The sequence below is a fragment of the Rhizobacter sp. P3_B12 genome (assembly GCF_056402895.1).
Genome location: NZ_JBFUGN010000435.1, coordinates 1 through 4,985, shown reverse-complemented (window position 1 = coordinate 4,985; position 4,985 = coordinate 1). Strand labels below are relative to the sequence as shown.

Annotated in this window: 6 protein-coding genes; all 6 read left to right on the top strand. The window is 66.5% G+C overall.

Annotation, left to right across the window (positions count from 1 at the left end; translation table 11 throughout):
* Positions 1-699 precede the first annotated feature (699 nt).
* The 6 genes from AC1D01_RS20540 to AC1D01_RS20515 all read left to right on the top strand — a co-directional run bounded on the left by AC1D01_RS20540 (position 700) and on the right by AC1D01_RS20515 (position 4,907).
* Positions 700-1,419, top strand: coding sequence for a sensor histidine kinase (locus tag AC1D01_RS20540; RefSeq protein ID WP_477869535.1), 720 nt, complete (start codon positions 700-702; stop codon positions 1,417-1,419).
* A gap of 266 nt (positions 1,420-1,685) precedes the next feature.
* The gene (locus AC1D01_RS20535) at positions 1,686-1,916 is read left to right on the top strand and encodes a DUF6148 family protein (RefSeq protein WP_477869533.1); all 231 of its coding nucleotides are present in this window, start codon (positions 1,686-1,688) and stop codon (positions 1,914-1,916) included.
* Complete coding sequence (locus AC1D01_RS20530) at positions 1,913-3,475, top strand: phage portal protein (protein WP_477869531.1); 1,563 nt, start codon at positions 1,913-1,915, stop codon at positions 3,473-3,475. Before AC1D01_RS20535 ends, AC1D01_RS20530 begins: the two co-directional genes overlap by 4 nt.
* Complete coding sequence (locus AC1D01_RS20525; RefSeq protein WP_477869529.1) at positions 3,468-3,710, top strand: hypothetical protein; 243 nt, start codon at positions 3,468-3,470, stop codon at positions 3,708-3,710. The genes AC1D01_RS20530 and AC1D01_RS20525 overlap by 8 nt, the downstream gene beginning before the upstream one ends.
* A gap of 73 nt (positions 3,711-3,783) precedes the next feature.
* Positions 3,784-4,350 (top strand): glycoside hydrolase family 108 protein, encoded by a 567-nt coding sequence (locus AC1D01_RS20520; RefSeq protein WP_477869527.1) that lies wholly within the window; start codon positions 3,784-3,786, stop codon positions 4,348-4,350.
* The gene (locus AC1D01_RS20515; protein ID WP_477869525.1) at positions 4,350-4,907 is read left to right on the top strand and encodes a hypothetical protein; all 558 of its coding nucleotides are present in this window, start codon (positions 4,350-4,352) and stop codon (positions 4,905-4,907) included. Before AC1D01_RS20520 ends, AC1D01_RS20515 begins: the two co-directional genes overlap by 1 nt.
* Positions 4,908-4,985 lie beyond the last annotated feature (78 nt).

Here is a 4,985-nt window from a genome sequence, read left to right as displayed (position 1 = left end):
TGCAGGTTGTCATACGGGATGCAGGCGAAGCGATAGGCACCTTCCTCAAAACGGATCCCCAGCGTGGCCATCAGCGGCAGGTCGGCCTCCGCAGGCGGTGCCGCGACCACCGGTGCCTCGGGCCTGTCGGACTTCAAGCGGTGCGTCCTGGTCATGGTTTGCCTTTCCTAGGGTGCAGCAAGGACGCTAGTCGTACATCGCTGGAGCGTCTGTGCGGTAAGCAACGTTCGCTAGCAATGCCACGGTCCTGCGTTCGCCAGCGCACAGACCGGACCAAGGCGGACCCGGCAGACTCGCCGACGGAGCGCTCCCCATACCCAAAAGGAAGCCTGCGCACTCGGGTGTTGCGATTCGCTGCCCCCGGAGGCTGGGACTTCCCGCCTGCCCCACCGCGCTCCCTTTCGGAAGGACGCCGCAATGTCTGTCACGCTTCACCCGTTCGACGCCCTCGCCGGACCGCCGCCCAAGAAGACCCTCTCCGCACCCCACTACAGCACGGCAGCSACACGGAGRCGCAYTGCRCCGCGCGCYCCCCTRTTCGGMCAGCAAGCGGACGCTGCAGCGCCCGCCACTGGCAGGCGCGCCCGYGCGACTCTCGCGCGACTGCGCAAGGTCAACGAGCAGYTGYTGCAGGCCACGCTGCTWGCGCARCGCGGGCARCGCCAGGCAGAACTGGCGCTGAACCGCCAGACSCARCTGATGGCCGTCGTGGCCCACGAATTGCGCAACCCGCTGATGACCTTGTGCACCACTGCCACGCTGTTGCCGCGCGTTGCCGCCGACAAGATKGCACGCCTGCTGGAGATCATCGAGCGGCAGACTGGCCGCATGTCGCGCGTGATTGGCGATCTGCTCGAGGTGTCGCGGGTGAATGCCGGCAAACTGCGTCTGGAGTTCGGCGATGTCGACATCGCCGACGTGGTCGAGGATTCGCTCGTCACCTGCCGCCATTCGATGGCCCGGCACACGCAGACGCTGCAGCTCGAATTGCCGTCCCCGCCGGGCAGCATACGCGGCGACGCGGTTCGCCTGACCCAGATCTTGAGCAACCTCCTGGGCAACGCGTCCAAGTACACGCCGGCCGGCGGCGAGATCGCCCTCGTCGTGCAACGCACGCCGGATGCCATGGTGTTCACCGTCAAGGACAACGGCATTGGCATCTCGCCACGGGCCTTGCTCGAAGTCTTCGACCCGTTCGTGCAGGAACAGCATGCGGTGAAGTTCAATGGCGTCGGCCTGGGACTGGGCCTTGCGGTGGTGCGCGAGCTAGCCGAAGCCCATGGCGGCAGCGTCGAGGCGAGCAGCGCCGGGCTTGGGCAGGGCAGCCGCTTCGTCGTCAGGATCCCGATTCGCGATGGAAGACGCTGGGCCGAGGCTTCATCACAGGCACCGCTTCGCGGCCTGCCTCGTCAGATTTGAGGCTTGAGGAGAAACTGCCCCCAAGCTGGTACTCGGTGGTGGCCGCCGGTGAGGGTTCGACTTTCGGAATCTAGGGACGCCAACCGCTGCGTTGGCGCAGCTCACCATCGATCGCTGGACTTATGCGCTCCGCCAGGGTCACATAGGCGGCAGCATCAGTGCGGGTTTGCAACTGTCGTCGACTGTCACTCGGGATCTTCGTGAGGTACTGAACTTGTCTACTGCCGCCCCTACAAAGTAGACGCCGATTCCACGAGCATGGGCGCATGAGCACCCCTGCCTCCACGATGCTGGCCGCCTACCTGCAGGCCGAAACCGATGTTCTTCTCGGCAAGGAAGCGCGCCTCGGCGACCGCGTTTTCCGCAGCGAAGACCTGTCCGAGATCCGGGCTGGCCGCAAAGAGTGGGAAGGGCGCGTCGCGGCTGAGCGCGGGCAGGCCGCCGGCGTGCCGACCATCGGCGGTTTGCGCTTCGCCGTCGCGCGTCTCGACCAATGACCGCACGCCTCAACGCTGTCGACCGCCTAGTCGCATGGATGGACCCGCAGCGCGGCCTGGCCCGCCTGCGTGGTCGAACGCTGCTGGCTCACTACGAGGCCGCCCGGCCGAACCCACAGCGCAAGTTCCGCCGTGACGGGGGCTCGCCCAATCAACTGGTGGAAAAGGGCGCCRTGCCGCTKCGCAACCAGATGCGCTAYCTCGAYCGMAAYCACGACYTGGTCGTCGGCTCGCTSGACGTGCTGGTSAACAACACGGTSGGYGCSMAMGGCATYGGYGTCGAGTTCCAGCCGCGYACGCKCASCGGCGAGATCCAYRCCGAYTACGCSRMRGCGYTSTCGKCSGCCTGGCGCGAYTGGCAGCGCCGCCCCGAGGTSCGCTGGCARCACAGCTACGCGCGCTGCCAGCGMCTGCTSGCCCGCACGCTGTACCGCGAYGGCGAAGCSTTCGCGCAGCGCGTGACGGGGCGCATGCCCGGCCTGGATCACGGGACCGACGTACCGTACTCGCTCGAGCTGTTCGAGGCGGACATGGTGCCGATGGACTACTCCGACGAGTCCCGTGGCATCAAGCAGGGTATCCAGCGCAACACCTGGGGTCGCCCGACCGGGTACTGGCTGTACAAGGGTCACCCCAGCGAGACGATCTCCCTGCGGCCGGACTTGAAAGTGATTCCGGCGGCTCGCATGCTGCACTTGGCGCACCTGCAGCGCATCGGCCAACTGCGCGGTGTGACCCGTTACGCCAGCGTCATCGGCCGCATCGAGGACATCAAAGACTACGAGGAGTCCGAGCGCATCGCCGCCAAGGTCGCGGCCATGCTGACGGGCTACGTGAAGCGCCAGGCGCCCGACGGCGGCGGCTACGAAGGCCCGCTGAAGGACGACAACGGCAACGACATCCATCGCCAGATCGCGCTGTCCCCCGGCACCATCATCGACACGCTGGCCGTCGGCGAAGAGATCGGCCTGATCGACAGCAAGCGCCCGAACCCGAACCTGATCACCTTCCGCAACGGGCAGCTGCGCGCGTTCGCCGCCGGCATCAGCGCGAGCTACTCCAGCGTCAGCCGCAACTACGACGGCACCTACAGCAGTCAGCGCCAGGAACTCGTCGAGCAGTGGGTGCACTACGCGTGCTTGACTGACGACTTCGTCGGCATGGCCGTGCAGCCGGTTGTCGAGGATTTCATTCAGGCGGCCGATTATTCCGGTGTCGTGCCGTGCCCAAAGGATGTGATGCCCGGCACCGCGAATGACGTGCTCTACGTCGCGCCGTCGATGCCGTGGATCGACATGGCCAAGGAAGCCACGGCCTGGCTGACGCTGAGCCAAGCCGGCTTCATCAGCGAGGTCGAGGTGATCCGCAAGGCCGGGCGGAACCCCGACACCGTGCTCGAACAGGTCGCCGAGTGGCGCCGCAAGGTCAAGGAGAAAGACCTGCGCTTCAGCAGCGATGTGACGAACCAGAACGCGAGCGGCTTGCCCAGCCCGCCGAAGCAGGGCGACGCCCCATCCCCATCCAACACCGACGACCAGGAGGACAACGCCGATGAATGATCCCCGTGCCCTGACCGATGCCGACATGCAGCGCATCGCCGAGAAGCTCGCTGCGCAGCTCGTGACCCAGCTCGGTGACGAGCGCACCGCGCAGCGCTTGGTCGATGTATGGGGCGGCTACGTCGACCGCCAGCTCGGCAAAGGCCTGCGGCGCTTCGCGATGTACGCGGTGATGGCGCTCCTCGGCCTGGGGGCCATCAAGTTCGATTGGTTCAGTCGCCTTCTCAGCAAGTGACCGCCAGCTCGGAACGACTCCAAAAATCACGACGACCTCAAAGAGGCCAGAGGCAGAACAGGGACGACAGCGAATGGACTTCAACCTAGCGTACGAAACCGTGCTCGGCAAGGAAGCCGGCTTCAGCGACGACCCGCTCGACAGCGGCGGCCAGACGAAGTACGGCATCACCGAGGTGGTGGCACGTGCCTTCGGCTATGCCGGCCCGATGAACCTGCTCGGCTTCGACCAGGCAAAGGCGATCTACCGCAGCCGGTACTGGGACGCGCTGCAGCTCGACCAGGTCGCGAGCGCGGCACCAGCCGTGGCTGGCGAGCTGTTCGACACCGCGGTGAACCAGGGCACCGACCAGGCGGCCACCTTCCTGCAACGCACGCTCAACGTGCTGAACAAGGAAGGCAGCTGGTACCCCGACGTGAAGGCGGACGGACGCATCGGCCCAATGACGATCGCAGCGCTGCGGGAGTACGTGCGCCGCCGCGGCGCCGAGGGGCAGGTGGTGCTGCTGCGTGCGCTCAACGCGCTGCAGGGTGCCTTCTATGTCGAGCTGGCTGAGCGACGCGCGAAGGATGAAGCCTTCGTTTACGGCTGGCTGCTGAACCGCGTGGAGATCGCGGCCGCGGTGGGAGGCAAGGCCTGATGGACCCGATCAGCACCGCATTCGCGCTCGCGCAGTTCGTGCCGGGCATCCTGAAGTGGATCACCGGCAGCGACCAGGCCGAGCAAGCCGCCAGCATCGTGATCGACATCGCCAAGCAGGTCACCGGCAAGGACAGCGGCCAGGCCGCTTTGAGCGCGATCCAGGCCGATCCTGCGGCACTGCTGGCCTTCCGCCAGGCGGTGATCGCAGCAGAGGCCGATCTCGACAAGGCCTTCCTCGCTGATCGGCAGGACGCCCGCAAGCGCGACGTGCAGCTTGCCCAGCTCGGCCGGACGACCAGGCGCGCGGACCTGATGATCGTCGGCGACGTGATCGGCATGCTGGCCTGCCTGTCGGCGATGGTCTTCGTGACCTGGCTCGGCGTGACGAAGGGCGGCGACGTGAACCCACTGATCATGGCCCTGAACGGCCCTCTGGGCATGCTGACCCAGCAATTCGCCAACGGCCTGCGCGATGCACACCAGTTCGAGTTCGGATCGAGCCGCGGGTCTGCCGAGAAGACCGAACTCCTCGCCCGCGCACCGGCCGTGAAGTAGCTGCCGGCCGCCAGTTCCCCGGCTGTGCAGGCGTCTGCACAGCCTCAAAAAGACAGGGCGACCGCCGTTGTGTTGGAG